Origin of the sequence: Arthrobacter sp. FW305-BF8 (assembly GCF_021789315.1) — a bacterium.
In the GTDB taxonomy this organism is placed as follows: domain Bacteria; phylum Actinomycetota; class Actinomycetes; order Actinomycetales; family Micrococcaceae; genus Arthrobacter.
The window spans coordinates 2,157,910-2,172,995 of sequence record NZ_CP084561.1; the positions used below are offsets into that span (position 1 = coordinate 2,157,910).

At 63.6% G+C, this 15,086-nt stretch carries 7 protein-coding genes; 2 read left to right on the forward strand and 5 right to left on the reverse strand.

Annotated features, from left to right (window positions below; translation table 11 throughout):
• Positions 1-253: 253 nt before the first annotated feature.
• From LFT45_RS09630 to LFT45_RS09645, 4 genes are read right to left on the reverse strand one after another with little or no spacing between them, the layout of a single operon-like run.
• Entirely contained in the window at positions 254-1,573 is a 1,320-nt protein-coding gene (locus tag LFT45_RS09630; RefSeq protein ID WP_236808102.1) for a TIGR02679 domain-containing protein, read from the reverse strand.
• Entirely contained in the window at positions 1,570-6,063 is a 4,494-nt protein-coding gene (locus LFT45_RS09635) for an SbcC/MukB-like Walker B domain-containing protein (protein ID WP_236808103.1), read from the reverse strand. Before LFT45_RS09635 ends, LFT45_RS09630 begins: the two co-directional genes overlap by 4 nt.
• Complete coding sequence (locus tag LFT45_RS09640; RefSeq protein WP_236808104.1) at positions 6,053-7,477, reverse strand: DUF2398 family protein; 1,425 nt, start codon at positions 7,475-7,477, stop codon at positions 6,053-6,055. The genes LFT45_RS09635 and LFT45_RS09640 overlap by 11 nt, the downstream gene beginning before the upstream one ends.
• Entirely contained in the window at positions 7,474-9,177 is a 1,704-nt protein-coding gene (locus LFT45_RS09645; protein ID WP_236808105.1) for a DUF2397 domain-containing protein, read from the reverse strand. Before LFT45_RS09645 ends, LFT45_RS09640 begins: the two co-directional genes overlap by 4 nt.
• 2,258 nt (positions 9,178-11,435) lie before the next feature.
• On the opposite strand from LFT45_RS09645, the gene LFT45_RS09650 reads away from it, so the two are divergent.
• Both LFT45_RS09650 and LFT45_RS09655 read left to right on the forward strand, forming a co-directional pair.
• Entirely contained in the window at positions 11,436-13,322 is a 1,887-nt protein-coding gene (locus LFT45_RS09650) for an ATP-dependent nuclease (protein ID WP_236808106.1), read from the forward strand.
• Between the two features lie 761 nt (positions 13,323-14,083).
• Positions 14,084-14,362, forward strand: coding sequence for a hypothetical protein (locus LFT45_RS09655; protein ID WP_236808107.1), 279 nt, complete (start codon positions 14,084-14,086; stop codon positions 14,360-14,362).
• Positions 14,363-14,368: 6 nt separating this feature from the next.
• On the opposite strand, the gene LFT45_RS09660 is transcribed toward LFT45_RS09655, so the two are convergent.
• Positions 14,369-14,851, reverse strand: coding sequence for a hypothetical protein (locus LFT45_RS09660; protein WP_236808108.1), 483 nt, complete (start codon positions 14,849-14,851; stop codon positions 14,369-14,371).
• Positions 14,852-15,086: the final 235 nt, after the last annotated feature.

The window sequence follows — 15,086 nt, forward strand, 5'->3', positions numbered from 1 at the left end:
AGGTGGATTCAACCCTCCTCACGCGCTGCGATGTTCTGGTCCGTGGCGGGTGGCCTTGGGGGTGTGCGGGCTGTGGGGCGCGATGACGGAATAGAGGAGATAGTCTGGGACGGCCCGGCCTTCGCAGGCTGCAGCATCACGTCGGAAACTCAAGGGCGGAGTCAAAAAGAATCTTGACGCTGGAAGAGTTTCTGTACTGCCTGCCTGAACTTGCGGAAGCGATCGAGACGCGAGACGCCTCTCTTAGGAGCTCCTAGGAGTGAGCTGAAGCATGGTTCGTCAGGTCGGTTAGCAACGCCGTCAATCGTTCCTCTTCAAAAATGCCATCTTCTGAGGGTAACCAAGGAGATACGAGTGGTCCGTAGCGCCGTCCAATTAGTGCTTGCACCTCCGTCGCGATTTGGTCACCGGCAACGTCCCGATCGGTACTTAGAAGGATTTGAGCTCCCGCGGCCGCGACGGCGGACAACACCGACCACGCCGCAGATGATGGGCGCCCGTACAGGCACACGAGGGGCGGGCAGGAGGCTCCGAGCCGATTGGCCGCCGCCTCGATCACCGACGGGTTCTCGCACACCCGCACGACCAGCTGGTCGGGCTCCGTACCTTTGGACTGGCAGCGCCGGAGACCAGTATTGCTGGTCCAGTTCATCGCCGTATGGCATGGCTCAACGGTCATGCGTGCGGTCAGCCAGATAGGCTCCCCAGCCACGGCCGTTACCTCTGCGAGCGCAGGATTGGCGCCATTCAGCGGCAAATTGAGCACGAGGACCGTAGATGACACCTGGTCGCACGAGATCCCGACGCGCTTCCACGTTCCACGCCACGACCTAGCACGAAGCACCGACCCCGCAGCGTCGACGGCGGCGGCTGCCAGTGCATCCTCAAGTACTTTTTTCATAACTGCTTCGACACCCCCGCCGGGTGCCTCGCTTTGGTCGAGCCAGGCGAACGTCGCGGCGAGGAGGCGGGCGACCGCGCGACCTGCGGGCTGGTCCCGGTCGAGCGCATGTGGGTCGAGGAGTTTCTGTCCGGCAAACTCGGCCAGCCCAACCGTGTCGAGCTGGCTGTGCGAGCCTCCGGGCTTGGTCGGCAGTGCGGACCAAGCGGCAGCAACGACGCCTGCGACCGCCTGCGGGTCCGCGCCGAGCCAACGACGCAGGACGGCCAGCTCCGCAATGGGTTGAAGGACCCCTGCGTCGGCCAGCAAATCGACGACATCGGAGCGCATCTGCTCTTTCGCGTGGGCCACCAGCCGTCGCTCGGTCGGCTTGTCCCGCAGCGGCCCACCGACCTCAGTCAGCAGCCCGGTCAGGTCCGCCCCCGCCTTGGTGAGTGCATCTCGTAGGAGCCGCAACGTGACGGGCTTGCGCGAGAGCTCCCACGCAACGCCGAGCATCCGTCCCACGTCGTCACGTTGGTCCTCGACGACCGCAACCTGCACCCGGTCACCGGTCTTGCCTGCTTCGACCTTCTCCCGCACCTCGGCCAGCAGCGTCGCGGAACCGGGACGGCGAGCCCATCGCAGCACCGCCTCCGGCACCGCGCGGTTCTGGTTGGGGCTGACGGTCACTCCCACAGCCCCTGATGCTGGTGATGCGCGTCAGCGGAGCCGACGCCGTCGCTGTTCTCATCGTCCGAGGCCAGCACGGCCGTGGTGCTGTCGACGGGAGCCCAGGTGTGTGCGGCCATCGGCAAGCGCTCCTGGGTGCCGCCAGCGAACAGCCATAGGCCGAGGTCTACCCCGGGCAGCGGCGCTGGCGCCCGGTTGACCATCCAGACGGCCGCGCAGGGCACGTGCCGGGACGCGACTAGGGTCTTCGGGCCGGCGAGGAGGAAGTCGAAGTCGAACTCGACCAGCATGCCAAGCAGGCTGGAGATGTTGCCCGGGTCGAGACCGTCGAATGCCTCATCGAGCCAGAGCGGCCGCGGAGAGGTCTGCGACGTCTGGTACAGGGTCGCGAGCGTGGCCAGCAGCGGCTGCACCATCGTCATCACTTTCCCGCCACCGGAGTCCTGTCCGTGCCGGGCGGTAGTGAGCTCGGTCCACTTCTGCGACGCGCCCTCCTTCGCACTCGCCAGGACCCGCCACTCCGTGACGACTGCGAACCAGTTGCGGTAGTCGAGGTTGTCTATCACTAGCTCCTTCCAGTCCTGCCCGGTCGCGTGCCCTTCGTCTTGTGCCGCGCGGATCTGTCCTGCGAGGAAGGTCTGAACCTGCTCCTGGACCGCGGGGGAGTCGATGCCATCGGTCAGGAGGCGCTGGAGGACATGGTAGCCGCCGACATGCTCGGGGACCGCCTTGCGCTGCAGCCGGACGACGGTGCGGGTCGTGCCGGTCGGGTGTTTGGAGAGTACGACGTTGACGTCATTGATCAGTTTCTCGGTCTCCTTCACCTTCGCACGCAGGTGATCGACGAACGTCGAGGAGAGCAGTTCCTGCATCACCTCGTGCATCTGCTCGTCATGGAGCTCGCCGAGCTCGGCGGCCTTTGCTTCCAGCGCCCGGACCGCTGCAGCTGGCTCGAGCGTCGTGCCGGAGGAGTCGACCATGACTCGAACTTGCGGCAGGCCGGTGTCCTCGTCGTGCTCGATGAAAGCGGTCCGGCCGCCCGTCCGGTGCAGCGTGTTGTTCAGGGCCACGAGGTCCTGCCCGGAGAGCCGGTCGCGGAGCCGGTTGAGGATCTGGTCTCGTTCCTTGTCGCCACCGGTGCCGGCGGTCGTGTCGGGCCAGCCGCGCGGCGGACGCCGATCGGCGCGCAGAGCGCGGACCTGGTTCACGGCCGCACTCAGCGTCCGGGTCGCATCTCCCGTGTCGATGCCTCGGGCGGCGGCGAAGCCTGCGTCTACCGGGACCCACCAGGCGGCGAGCTTTTCGGTCCGGGATTCCTCGGCCTCGCGCCGCTTGTCCTCGATGGTCTCGAGGACACTGGTGGCCTTGACGACTTCCCTGCCAAGGTCCCGAATCCGGATGTTGAGCTTCTTACGCTCGTCCTCGAGCTCCTCGATTCGGGCGTCGAGCCGTTCAGCGTTTGCGAGCAGTTCTTGGTCCGTGGACTCAAGCGCGTCCTCGGCTGCTTGTAGTGCGACGTCGAGGTTTTCCCGTCGTGACTTGGAGACAAGGGCGAGGTGTTCGGCTTCGTCGGCGGCGGCACGGAACTGGTTGGCAAGCAACTGTTTCCCGTCGACGTTACGCTGCTCGCGTGCCAGCTCGGAGACGCGGAACCCGAGCCGGTCGGCCTCGAGGCGCGCTTGATGGAGTGCGGTTTCAGTCTCTGGGAGTCGGGCCACGATTAGGTTGTGCTCGGCGGCGTATTCGACGAGGTCGGCCTGCGCTTGGTCCTTCGCGCCCTCGGCCGCCTCGGCGGTCTGGTTTCTGTCGTGTCGGTCGCGCTGTGCAGCCTCGAGCTCGGTGGCTGCGGAGGCCAGCGCCCGCGCGGCGTCGATAAGCGCGATGTCGTCGGGTGCAGCCTGCGCGAGCGAATGCAGCCGCTCCGCAAGTTCCCGGTTCCGTTCGGCGTTCCGGGTGTGCTCCTCTGCGTCCTCGCGCTCCTTGTGCGCCTGTTCTCGTAGCTCGGAGACCCGGCGAGCGCGGGCTGTTTCCCGGGCGGACGCACCCAGCAGGCTGGCTCCGTTGGCGGAAGGGACTGCACGCCCGGTCGTGGTCGGCGTCATCCAGGAGCCACCGCTGGCAACGTGAACACATGCTCCCCGAGCTCCGTCCTGATTAGTACCACTAGCCCGGGTGTCAGCCGTCTCGATGGTGTCTTTGTGCCAGATTACCGAGTCGAGCACCCACCCTGCGGTCCTGGCTAGCGCGGCAAGCGGCTGGCCGTCTTGGACCTTCTCGGCTAACGTCAGGACCGCCCGAAGCCGGTCGTCGTCGGTGTGATCGGATGGGGTGGCGAGGGTGAGGACTTGTTCGTGCCCGTCGCGGTCAGCGGCCCAGAGTCCGTCGGGGGTCACCCAGGCGTCGAGGAGGCCGGCGCCGGCGAGTGCTGCCTCGAGGCCGGCGATCTGTGTGTCGGTGAGGTGGGGGAGCGGGTCGAGCAGTTCCCACAGTGGTGCACCGGCTGGCCCCGACGTGGGACGGGTGCGTCGCTGCCACAGGTGTGGATTGGTGGGAACGGGGGTCGGCTCGGCTTCGACCTCCGACGCCTCGGCGTTCAGTTTCTCCGCCCGGTCGATGGCCGCGGCGGCGGCGTTGTGGGACGTGATTGCAGCGGCGGTGACTGGCTCGAGCTCTGGGGTCAGCCACTCGTCACGGACCAGGCGCGCGAGTGTCTGCGCTGGCCGCGGCTGCTCGCACGCGGAGATGACCATGGCCAGCCACCGTTCACGGGACGGTGCGTTCGGGGGTGCCACCCGCTCGAGCTGGCTGACGGCTGCGGCCCAGGCTTCGAGCTCGTCGGAGAGCGCCTGGGCGGCGCTCTCGTAGCCGCCCTCGGCGGCCTCGTGCGCCATCTGGCGCTGGTGCTCCCGTCTCTCCGCGTCGGCGAGCAGGGCAAGCGTGCGCTCGTGCCGGTTGGTCGCCTCCTTGACCTTGTCGGCGCGGCGGCGGGCGTGCGCGACGTGCTCGGACCGGTGTCGGATGGCGGTCAACAGTCTCTGGCTGTCGTGAGCCGCCGCCCAAGCTGCCGCGTCCGGGAGGCCGGCGCCGGTGCCTGCGGTTGCGGCTAGCTCGACCTGGGCGGTGAGCTCCTGCTGGGTCTGCTCGAGGTCGCCCAGAGCGCGTCCGAAGTCGCCGTCGGCCTGGTGGGCCTTTGCCCGGGCGTCGTTAGCGGTCTTGGCGCGTTCTCCCTCGTCCTCGCGGGCACGCTTCGCCTGCTCGGTCAGATCAACGACCTGACGGCCGGCCGCGGCGGCGGCGTGGTAGGCCCTGGATGCGATGAGGGTGTTGCGGCGACTGGTCGTGATCCTGCGGTCGGCTTCGTTCTCCTGTTCGGCGGCCTCGGCGGCCTCGCATTCCTCGCGGGCCTTCTTCTCCTGCTGTTCTGCGCGGCTGCGTTCGCGGGTGACGCCGTCGAGGATGGTGACTGCGGAGACCAAGTCGTCGGCGGCGCGGCGGAGGAGCGCGTCGGCCCAAGGGTTCCACGTCGACCGCAGATAGGCAGTGACCGCCTCCTGTGCCTCGCGAGCGTCGTCGCGGTCTTGGGCGAGCTGGCCAAGCTGGTCCCATCCGTCTGCGAGCTCGTTGATTTCGGAGGTGTCCAGCGGTGGGAGTGCCTCCCGGATCCGGTCGACGACCCATGAAGGGTTCAGCCGGTTCCCGAGCTTCGGAGTGCGCAGGGTCTTCAGCAGCTCCACAACCGTGCGCAGGCGCTGCGGATCGGTGAATCCGAACAGGACGGAGGCGACCGTCTTGACGTACTCTTGGCCGTTCGGGTGCCGGGTCAACCCGGGCAGGGTAGGTAGGTCGGCGGCAGGGACAGTGGCCTGCTCCCGCAACAGCGTCAGGCCGGCCCGGATCCGTTCGGGTCCGCGGTGGGTGATCCAGTGCTTCGCGACGGTTGGGGAGGTACGTCGTGCCTGCACGAACAGCAGCGTGGTGAAGAACTCGGGGCCATTCTCGCCGCGGCGGCCGTACTCGACCCAGGTCCAGCCGCGGTTCAGCTGGTCCTTGGTCGGGCGTCGGTCCTTCGGGTCGTCGGTCGGCTCGAGGTAGTAGCGAAAGGTGCGGTGCGACTCCCCGAAGGTGTCGACATACCTTGGAGACAGGTCGCCGGTGAGCATGGTCAGGGTCGTCATCGTCATCATCGTCGACTTGCCCTGCTCGTTTCCGCCGACGAACTGGGCGCGTCCGTCCGCAGTCCAGTACTCCGCGGCATCGAACTCCCACATGTTCACCACTCCGGCGCGCAGCTGCTGCCACCGGTCCCGGCCTGGCTCGGGCAGGCCCCCGCTGATGGCCGCCTGCCGCCACGCGCGCAGGGTCTCGTCGTCTGTCAGATCGAGCGTGATGGATGCGCCATCGAGCGCGGTTACGGTCAGCGGCTCGTCGCGGCCAACCGTTCCCCCGTTGGAGGGATTATCCACGGTGCTGTTGGCGGTTTCACTGGTCACGTGTGTCCTCCGGAAGGTCAAATGCGGTTTGGGTAGCCCGATCGGCACGGTCGGCCTGGCCGGATGTGAAGAAAATTGAGTCGCTGGTGGGGTCGGGGAACAAGTCTGCCTGCTCGGGTCCAGGCATGGGCTCGACGAGTTCGGGGTCGCGGTAGCGGCCGGTGACCGGTGACAGGTGCCAGGATCCGTCAGCGTCTGTACGAAGCAGGTCAAGCCATCGCAGGGTGTCCTCGACTGCGATGCGAAGCTCTGTTGGGTCGTTGCGGAGGTCGACTCGGAACAAGTGCCCCTTCCACTCAGTGAGGTCTTCGAGAACGTCTTCGACCTCGGAGCTGGCGAGGTGAACGAACCCGTCGTCGTCGTGGTGCCCATCGCGGCCAGCCTTATCGGCCACCATCAACGCTGCCCAGGATTCGGTTCTTGCGGTTGGCCACACGACAGTCGCAGGACACTCGTCCTCGCGGCTGATCCACACGAGCCCCTCGGCGCGCGCTTCGATGGATCCTCCGATCAGTCCGATCGACTCGGCGGCTCGCAGGCCACGCTGCCCTCGTGCCAGCTCGGCCTCGTCCGGGGGAAGGTCGGCATATAGCAAGGCAGGGGTCTCGACCAGAGTGCGCAGGTGGCGGACAACACGGCTCGCCTGCCGCTGCGACTCCCAAATGGCATCCGGGGAGTCCTCTTCGGCGGAGGGGCCGATCATTGGGGAACGTGTCGCGGGCTCGTCCCCGTCGACCTGGTCAGGGCGGTGGAGCTGCGCGAACTGGACATGCTGATGTGCGGCGAGCGCGATGGTGTCCGGGTTGACGAACAGCAGGAGGGCTTCGCGGTCAACATCATAGCCGGCACCGATCCCGTGGCGCGTCTCGGTCCACTCCTGGACATCACTTACCAGGGTCGTCCGTTTGCGCAATACGCCCCAGAACTCCAGGATTGCAGCCGCCTTCACCAGCGCACGACGTTCAGCAAGCAGGTCTGGGTCATACGGAGTCAGCTGCCGGTCGGCGCTGGAGGAGAGCTCGGCGACGAGCTCGGACAGTTTCACGAGCGTGACTCCGCCCTCTACCTCCTCACACGCGGCCGCGAGCATGGCGGTGAGTGTGAGCACTCGCTTCGGGGGCAGATCTAGCGGCCGGGGCGGGGCGATCACTGTTCCGAGGATGGGATTGCGGACGAGCCGGATGGCTCCGCCCAGATGCGCGCGCCGGTAGTCCAGTCGCTTGCAGTACCCATCGATCTGTTTGGCGTAGCGCAGGACATCACGGTAAAGCTGTGTGTCGACATGCGCGGTCACCAGCGGTTGGCAGAGCAACCGCAAGAACGTCTGCCGCGCCTGTACCTCCTCGCTCGTTGATGTCGCCTGGGCTGGCGCGTATTCCGGGACCGGAGGCGCCGGATGGGTGGCCTTCGTCATCGCCTTCTCTCATCTTCGACGACCACAAGCTGATGGGCAGCTGTGCTGCCGAAGCTGTCGCCTCTGCTGCTGGTTGTGGGAGCGACGCTGCCGGTGAGGGAGGGTGCGTCGACTGCCCGGGAGACGCTGACCGTCAGGTCGCGGTAGACCAATCGGCCCTCGGGCAGCCTGACGACCGCATCGGGCGTACCGGCCGGCGGGACGGTCGCAGTGAGGTCCCACAGCCCGTCACCGGTGCAAGCGCGGACCACTGTCCCGGGCCTGGGGTCATGACCGCAGCTGCGCCGTATTTCCGCGATCGTGGAATCGAGGACCATCACGAACTCGGTCAGGTGCTCCGCGACCTTGCCGCTAATGTCGTTCCACTGCGACAGCGGGTTCCCAGACAGGGCGAGCAGCCGCTCCCAAGTCCTCGTTTCTTCACGCGCGGCTTCCGTGGCCGCCTGCCGGGCGGCCTGCTTGCCGGCGGTGCGGTCGTACATCCGCGAGGGGCCGCTGCGTCCGGACCGGGGTCCCTGCCGACGTAGCCGGGCCTCGACCGGCGCCGGGTCAGCCGTCCAGAACGATAGAGCGTCCGACCCGTGACCCGGATGAGGTGCAGGCTGGCCCAGATGGCGTGCTGAGAATAAGCCCGTGTAGGTGGCCCACACATGCCACGCTGCGTCATCGTCGGTGGTGCAGTCGAGACGTTCGGCAAGGTTGAGCAACTGGTTGCGCCTCGACACATGTCCGCCGACCGCGGCGAGCGCACGTTTGCCGCGCACCATCGGCACGATGGTGTCGCGCATCTGCCGGCGTAACAACCCAGCCTGGCTGGTCTCGCCGTCGAACCAGGACAGAACGCGTCCCAATACGGCCACGATCTCAAAGACGACCCGTCCGAGAATGTCCTCGGAAACGTCAGGTCCGGCGATGTGGAGCGCGATGTGCCGGAGCGCGGTTTCGGGGACCGCAAGAACTGCCCGGGCATCGCGACTGATGTCGGCAGAGTAGGTATCGATGCCAGCGCCCCACATCGACACGTAACTGGACAGCGTGTCGTTGAGTGCGGCAATCTTGTCCGCGTCCGGGCTTCCAGACAAGGCAGCCGCAAGGCGCGCCTGCCAGCCGTTAGCGGCGTCTGACATGTTCCGCATCGTCGGGGTGATTACGCCCCACGCGGCAGCGGCGGCCGCAGGGTCGCTTTCAACGGTCGCGCGCAGCTGGGTAAGCTGGGCCGCGATAACTGGCGGCGCCAGCGTCGCGGCGACGGCGGAACTGCTCTCGGCACCGAGAGAGCGAACCGCTCGGTGCAAATGAGCGGCTTCTTCGGAGAGCTGGTAGCGACCGCGGTGTCGGGTGAAGTCCTCGTCGGACCGAACCTTGTCCTCCCACATGACGATGACGCCCCAACCGGCGAGCTGCGCCAGGCGGTTGTCGAGGTTGAGAGTGTCCGGGTCGAGGGCGGCGGCGAGGGTCTGGTCATCGCCGGTTAGATGCCTTGCGAGGCGCTCTCGGATCAGCATTTCGAGCTGGTCGTGCGGGATCCCACTAAGGTACTGCGGCTGGTGCTCGAGCATTACGTCGACGATTAGTCGGTAGATCGGCGCCAAGCTTTCGGTGAGGTAGCTCGCGACGCGCATGACGCCAGGAAGGCCGATGGCCTTCCATAATTCCTCATGCGGACCACCTGACGCTGTCTTGGGGTCGTGAATCGGCATTGGCTACCTCCTTTCGGCATAGCCTAGGCTGACCCACTGACAGTGAACTAGCGAACCCCCGATTCCTCCAGCCAGGAGCGGCTCCGCTTGTCCGCATCAGTGGCCGATCGATCGCCATCAGCTCGAACCTGCACCGACAAAACTGCCGCGCCTCCTTGAAGGCGCGGCGGTCGCTTTGATGGTGCGGAAGGGGGCCAAAAATGGAGTGTACAAAATACACACATTTCGCCTCGGACTGGCTCGTACATCGGCCGGACTGGGCCGGACTGCTTATGTTTTCTGGAGTTCCGTGTGTTTCCAAGGGGTTTCTGTGGTCCGGGCGGTGTTCCTATCCGACGAGGCAGTCTCGAATGCAGGGTTGTCGCCCCGCCACGTGTGGGCCGCGGCAGGAGTGGTGCTGTCGAACCGGGCCTCAACCGTCCTGTGCCTCGGTGTCCCAGCCAGGTGGCCAAGGAGATCAAGAAAGCCTTCGAGAAAGGCGTGGCGTCGTCCAGAGTATGGCGGGGGGAGCAGTAAGCACGGGCTGGTGTTCGGGACGCTGCCATATGCTGTTTCTCGTCGGGCCGTTGAAGGCTGGCACGGGCCGGCGTCGCTGGGCCCCGCGCCTGAATGGATGGGGAGCACTATGGGAGCGCAGTGAGCTTGCAGAACACTTCAAGAAGCATTCGAACCGCTAGCCGGATTCGGACTGGGGAGACTCGGAAGGGACGTTGGCGAAGCTGATGGAGGACAGACTCCTTAGGTGATAGACGATCAGCGGGTTATCTGGGCGAACGGCGGACCGATGCCGACTGCGGGCCATGGCGCGTCGTTATCGGTTGTGGTTTTCACTGAGGCGTATTTCATTGTCGACCACGCTGAGGCCATACTAGGTAGGGGACTACTCCGGAAGGTGCCGTGGGCGTCATCCCCTGGACGGAACTCAAGGGCCTGACACTGAGGGAATCCTGGCTGCCGGGGAAGGACCGGATGTAGGCGGCGCCTCGTTTGTTGTCCACCTTGGCGATGCTTTGGATGTGGATGTGAATCCGGGGCGGTGGGAGGGGTACCCCGCTGCATCAGAGCTGCATACCATGGTGCTGCGAAAGCTGGCAGCGAAGAAGTGACCCTTGAGGGGACAGGACACCTTGGGCTTCGAGCGCCGATCTAAAACGGTGCGCGCACTTGGTCCGGGACCTAGCGCGATTGGCGTCCCTTCTGGCTCGCGCTCAGAGGTCAAGCTGATGAGCTCGGGCGAGTAAGTCCGCTATGTCGTGCATCCCCTGAGAACGAAGGTACGGAATAAAGTGCGTCATAGGGGGTTGATTTGAGCGATAGGGGCTAGGGTCGGCCCCCTTGTACAGCCCGCCACCCGGAAATGATGACAAGCCACCGCCGGGCAAACTGGAGAGGCCGCCTCCTGGCAGAGAGGACAATCCACCCCCAGGAAGCGAGGACATACCTCCGCCCGGGAGGCTGGAGAGGCCGCCGCCTGGCAGGGAGGACAATCCGCCGCCCGGAAGGCTGGAGAGGCCGCCTCCGGGCAGAGTCGAAGCGCCATCGCCGGGAAGTGTAGACATACCTCCACCTGGGAGAGTTGACAGGCCGCCGCCAGGAAGCGTCGATCGATTGCGGGGCCACGCGTTTCGTACCGTCATGGCACGAGGATGCACCATCGTCGATGACTGGGCAAACCGACGATTTCTCTGCCGGCGTTGACTAGACCGCCGATTAGCGGGATTCCGTAAGGCAGGCTCGGATCGCTACTTATGTAACGGCAGGGTCAGGTCCGACTTCAGGTGATGACAGCGAGCAGCAGCCGAAGACCGATCTGGCGGCTGCAACGTCCCTTGTCCGTTTGTGGGCCTGGGACTATGCCATCCCCGGGGGCCGTCGAGCACCCGATATGCCGCCGCCGCGTCACTGTACATGCCCGAACTCACAGCAAACGGGAGGGGCGTACAGCAAAGCGCTCAAGAGCCGGCCCATTGTCCAGACAGCATTTTGATAATTGGCGGCAGTTCAGAGACTGGTGGTGCACTGCACAGTACGGCCGCCGCTCCGGACCGGTTCTACTGTGCCCACCGTCCGAGCGATGTTGCGGGCGCGCCTGCCCTATTGCGAACCCCGGCGTCGACCCGGGATATTGACCGGCTCCGCCGATTTGATCGGCGTTGCGGAAGCTGAGACGGACAACTGCTGATGTACATTGTGATCTTGATTGCCCTCGTCGTGAGGTCAATTCGTGGACATAAATGCTTCGAATTTGGGGACGTTACTTGAGGATAAAGCGCGTTGAAATTGAAAACTTTCGTTGCCTGGACAAGGTCAACGTAAACTTTGACAAAGTAACAACCCTTATCGGACCCAATGGGGCCGGCAAGTCATCTGTTTTGCGGGCATTGGATTGGTTCTTCAACGGCGATAAGAGTGCCGTACTAACTCCGGAAGACGTCTTCTCTGGTGCCGAAGAACAGAAGATTGTCGTTCGAGTTGATTTCAATGATTTGACGGATAGCGACCGCGAGGTACTTGGTGAGAAGTATGCGCCAGCTGCGGTCGACGAGTTTTCTGTGTGGCGTATATGGGAAGACGGTAAGGACAAGATAACCGGGAAAGCGCTGGCTTTTGCCCCGTTTGAGGAGGTCAGGGCAGCATCCGGTGCGGGACCCAAAAAAGCGGCCTATGAAAAGGTTGTCGCGGAGCACAGCCAATTGACTTTTCCTAAGTGGACGAGCCTAGGTGCGGCCGATGCGACCCTGGATACGTGGGAAAGGGAGCATCCTGAACTACTTAGCCCAGCTCAGGTTTCCGATACCAACTTCTTCGGCTTTGCCGGCCAGGGACGTCTATCAGGACTCTTTGACTTCGTGCTCATAACAGCGGACCTCCGGGCCTCGGAGGAGGCTCAGGATACAAAGACGAGTGTCATCGGACGCATCATCGAGAAAACGGTTGATCGCTCCGTGGCTGACGATGAGCTCAGCACCCTTAACGACGAGCTAACGTCCCGCCACGAGGAGATCTCAGAGCGGCATTTCGCAAGCCAGCTTCGGGCTTTGTCGGCTGATCTCACCGCAGAAGTAGAATCATTTGCCCCCGGGCGATCTATTGATGTGGGGTCTGTCCAAGCGACGTTTAAGCCTCAAGTCACGCGATTCAACGTAAAGGTGGACGACCATGGCACCAAAACGAACATCGAGCGCCAAGGACATGGGTTTCAACGGTCATTGCTGATTGCTGCTTTGAAGCTCTTGGCACATCGCGGGGCCGCGAATAGGGATGCAAGCGTCATCTACATGGCGATCGAAGAACCTGAGCTATTCCAGCATCCGACCCAGGCAAAGGCGTTCGCGACTGTTTTACGAAGCCTTGCCGAAGATAAGGACTCGGGAATTCAGGTTGGTTATGCGACGCACAGTCCCTACTTCATCGAACCTACCTACTTTGATCAAGTTCGACGGGTACAGCGTTCTGCAGATGCTTCGGTCAGTCCTCAAGTCACTGTTTATGAGGCATCGATGGACGCAGTCGTGAAGGAGTTGGATACCTTTCTCGAAGAGAGCGCCGTAAGAAGCAGACTCGATAATGCCTGCCTGCATGAGCTACGAGATGCGATGTTCGCTTCCGCCGTTCTCGTAGTAGAGGGTACGACCGATCGCGCCATAATTGAGGGCGTCGCTGAAGCCAATGTGGCCTTATCGAGCCTTGGCGTGGAAGTAGCTGTTGCTAATTCCAAGGGACAGATACTGCTGCCAGCAGCTATCCTCCGCCTGCTTGGTGTCCCCCACTTCATTTTGTTCGATGCGGACAAGGATTCTGGACGGAGAGTCCGCGCCAAAGGGAAGCCTGAAGCAGCGGCCATAGCTCAAGAGCAAAAGGACTCCAAAGACAATCGAACAATGCTCCGCTTCCTCGGTGAACCGGAGACGGACTGGCCGAGCGGGTTTTGCGGTACTGCTGCCTGGGCAATGGAAGATATGCTTGAGACCTTTGTTGCTGCCAAATGGCCTCAGTTCGAGATTGTCAGACAGGCCCTAGTTGACGCGGGACGAGGAGCCGACGGCAAGAATGCTGCTACATACCGCATCGCCGCGAGGAGCGCAGGTTCTTCTCCAGCTGATCTCGCAACCATCATTTCTCAAGTATCAAGTATGGCCGTCTAGGGACGTTTGGTGATGCTTGCGCTCAGATTGATGTTTTGCAGTTCGGCGAGCTGTATTGACCAGCGAGGCTAGTGACGCTCGGCGTGGTTCGGTGACATGAAGACTTCCGGGTGGAGTGGGGCTTGTCTAGAGTCCAATTCCACGCACGGAGGTGTTCATCTCCCGCCCTCACGCTCTTCTGATGCTTCGTGACCGGCTGCAGCTCGCGCAGTTTGCCGTTGACTAGTGCTGGAGTCTGCGCGCATGTCGGTGACGGTGGAAAACTGAGCCGTATCCAGGAGTGCACGCCCCGCCGCGTCGATCCCAGGGCCGCGGAACCGGGAGCTAACTCTTTCTTGGCGTTCTGGTCTGTTTCACTAAGTCGGCTGCCCATGGTCGGATTACTTGATGGAATCGTGTGACAATTGTCGGCAGGTGCCAGTCTGAACACTCTGCGGCCTCGAACAGAGCGGCGGAGATCCGCAGTGCCTGTTCGATGAGGCCGTATCGGAGTGATCCGGCTGCGATGATCGCGTTGTGGTGCGGCCAGCCTTGCTTACGAATCCCAAGACCCTGCAACTCACCGCCGCGGAACAGCGTCGGCGGCGAGCTCCGTGCCCAGTGGGTATCACTTTTGGGTTGATGCCCTGGCCGGATACGCGGCAGCCCGGCGTAGAAACTCATTCTCCTGACATCTGGGAACTTTCTCTGCGATTCGTCGAGGCGCGCGAGTTGTTCGACGGCGCAGGCGAGCTCTTTGATCCCGAAGGTGGTCAGCGCGGATGTGTTCCATTCGGAAGGCCATGTCCTGCCATTCGGTGACGGTGTTGTCGAGGCCGGCGCGGGTCAGCCGGGTGGAGGCGATGATGCTGTCCATGCTCATGGGCGCCCATGTCTGCGGGCAGGTCCGTTGGCTCAGCGACGTCCTACAGGTCGCAGATGGACAGGTCTACGACCTGGTAATCGGAGAGCCGGCGGCGTTCCAGTTCGGCGATGGCGAGGGCGTGCAACCCATCAGGGGCATGTGTTCGTGGCCGGCTTCAAGGATGGGACATTCCTAGCTCCGTTTACCCCATACAGTGGACATCCGCCATGCTTGCTTGTGGCGCCTCAATTGCAGTGGAAACTGCGAAAACGCCCTTGTCGTCCGCCCGCATCCCGGGGGTAATCTCGTTGGCCTTCCCGATTATTGTTCCAGCATCGTTTTTGAGCTGCAGCTCAATGTAAATGCCGCTGACACAAGCGAGATTGGTCTGGATGGCGACCTTATAGCAAGACTCGGCGTACGACGGGCACGTCGTCCCACTTTTCTCGGACGCTTTTGCCCAACGGACTGCGACTCCATCGCCGACGTATACAAAGCCGTCGGCCTTCTGATCTGGAGTCAACCCGTCTCCAAGCTTCTCCATCGCGGCATCGACCTCCTGCGTTGCCCTACTCTTGTCGGCAGCCGACTCAGCGGCGCAGCCGGACAATGCAAGGATTGCAATACAAAGCACAAGTGGCTTGAATTGAGGATTCTCATGCATGGTCTTGACCCGGTAATTCATCTTTCCCCCAAAGTTGCTCGTGCATTGAGGTTACTGCCCGGCGACTGCTCAACAGGCAATCCTGAGTAAATCCTGAGTCAGTCCTGAGAAAGGTTGTCACACAGCAGCGACTCTGCTCTCCGTGACCGCGTGGCGGTGGAACCGAGGTGGTTTTCGCCCCTGCGGCGCGAGTGTGATGCTCTCCCTGGTGTGCCTTCCAGTTCCAACCGGTACACGTCCGGCCGGACCCCATCAG

Bases quoted from the DNA above. Each gene is read 5' to 3' on its own strand.
- LFT45_RS09640 (WP_236808104.1), bottom strand. From the start codon at position 7,477: ATGACGAAGGCCACCCATCCGGCGCCTCCGGTCCCGGAATACGCGCCA.
- LFT45_RS09645 (WP_236808105.1), bottom strand. From the start codon at position 9,177: ATGCCGATTCACGACCCCAAGACAGCGTCAGGTGGTCCGCATGAGGAA.
- LFT45_RS09660 (WP_236808108.1), bottom strand. From the start codon at position 14,851: ATGAATTACCGGGTCAAGACCATGCATGAGAATCCTCAATTCAAGCCA.
- LFT45_RS09655 (WP_236808107.1), top strand. From the start codon at position 14,084: ATGTGTTCCATTCGGAAGGCCATGTCCTGCCATTCGGTGACGGTGTTG.